A 1,792-nucleotide genomic window follows, 5' to 3' on the forward strand; every position below is an offset into this window, starting at 1 on the left:
ATCTGGACGAAGACCGCCGACGACATCCTCGACACCCTCGCCGCATACTGCACACGAATTAACGACTCAGGACACTAGTTCCACGTGAGCTTCTCGGTGGAACTTGCCGGTCACGGCCTGGTCGAAGCACCGGCACGCCCGGATCGCGGGCGGCGAGACCGGCTTCCGGCCGACGGACGACTGGAGCGAACAGTCGGCATCAGCACGGCCGGACGTGCTCCCGATCACCCAAGGGGGCACGTCACGCTTCAGACCGCAGGGCTGGGGTTCGTAGCCCCGACTAGAAAGTACTGGCTGGGGTTGTGTGGGCGCGCGGTACGTGCGCACGGCACGGCCGACCCGAAGCCGCGCGTTCCCGGAACCCTCGACGAGCGATCATGCTTGGGCATCGTTGGAGGTCAGATGATGGGGAACTCCTCAAAGGCGATGTCAAGCTTCACGACCGATGACTACCGGAGCACCCCTTGCACACAGCCCTGACAGGCCGGACCATCGTCATGTCTGGCGGCAGCCGAGGCATCGGCCTCGCCATTCTCGTAGCTGCCGCCCGGCAAGGCGCCAACGCCGTGTTCCTCGCGAAGACGGACGAGCCGGACCTCCGGTTGCCCGGGACCGTGCACACCGCAGTCGCGGCGATCGAGGAGGCCGGTGGCCGCGCGGTGGCCGTCGTCGGCGACGTCCGCAACCCAGAGGATGTCGATCGTGCCGTTGCAACGGCCGTCGACACTTTCGGCGGCGTCGATGTCTGTGTCAACAACGCCAGCGCGATCTCGCTGTTGGGTACCGAAGATCTATCGCCCAAGTGGTTCGACCTGATGCAGTCGGTCAACTCCCGGGGCACCTTTCTGCTGACCCGGGCGTGTCTGCCGCATCTGCGCAAGTCCGATCACGCGCACGTGCTCACTCTGTCTCCACCGCTCAATCTGGCTCCGCACTGGCTGGGAGCGCACCCTGGCTACACGCTGTCGAAGTACGGGATGACACTGCTCACCCTCGGCTGGGCGGCGGAATACGCCGAGGTCGGGATCTCGGCGAACTGCCTCTGGCCGCAGACGACGATCGCGACTGCTGCCGTGGTCAACGTACTGAGGGGACGGGAGCTGGCCTCCCGTTCGCGCACTCCGGAAATCATGGCCGACGCCGCCACCATCTTGCTGAACGCTGCCCCCTCCGAACAAACTGGCGGCACGCTCATTGACGCAGACGTCCTCGCCGCGGCCGGAATCACCGACCTGGACGGCTACGGCGGCAGCGACGATCCCGAGCTCGACCTCTTCCTCGACCCGCTTCCCCTGCACCAGGAAGGACCCTGACGGTCGCGCAACCGAGACCCTCGGCATGCCTGGCAGGCATGGATCGCAATCTCGTCCGGCGAGAGGCTTCCGCGCGTGGTGCGACCACACCGCCCTGGCGGCTGTCCGAGTCGCCCATGGCGTGCACGGGTCGCGCCGAGAGCCGCCCCGGCACGAGCCGCAGCACCCGGACCCTCTCCATCACCACAGTCAACTCGGTGCAGATGGCAGCGGACGCTCACGGTGGACAGGGCTGCGCCATAGAACCTCTCTTCCAAGGTGGCAGTGACAGAACGTGAGCTGGCCGCTCCTGCACAACGATCAAGCCCCTGGTAGACGACGGTCTCGACCAAGACCACCCGTCTCCGCCAGGAGCTGCGCGTGCTTGTCCACCCCTCCTCGATTGGTCTGTCCGCATAGTCGGGTCTGTACGGTCTCCGGCTCTGTTCCGTAGTCGGTGGTGACGGCCGGTGGGCAGTTATTGAAGCAGGATGCGGTGT

1 protein-coding gene is annotated in these 1,792 nt (G+C 66.0%); it reads left to right on the forward strand.

Translation table 11 applies throughout. The features are described 5' to 3' along the window. Nucleotides 1–464 precede the first annotated feature (464 nt). The gene (locus tag LCE31_RS39355; protein WP_225023073.1) at nt 465–1,313 is read left to right on the forward strand and encodes an SDR family oxidoreductase; all 849 of its coding nucleotides are present in this window, start codon (nt 465–467) and stop codon (nt 1,311–1,313) included. Nucleotides 1,314–1,792: the final 479 nt, after the last annotated feature.

It is taken from the genome of Streptomyces sp. 8L, assembly GCF_020176795.1.
Lineage (GTDB): Bacteria > Actinomycetota > Actinomycetes > Streptomycetales > Streptomycetaceae > Streptomyces.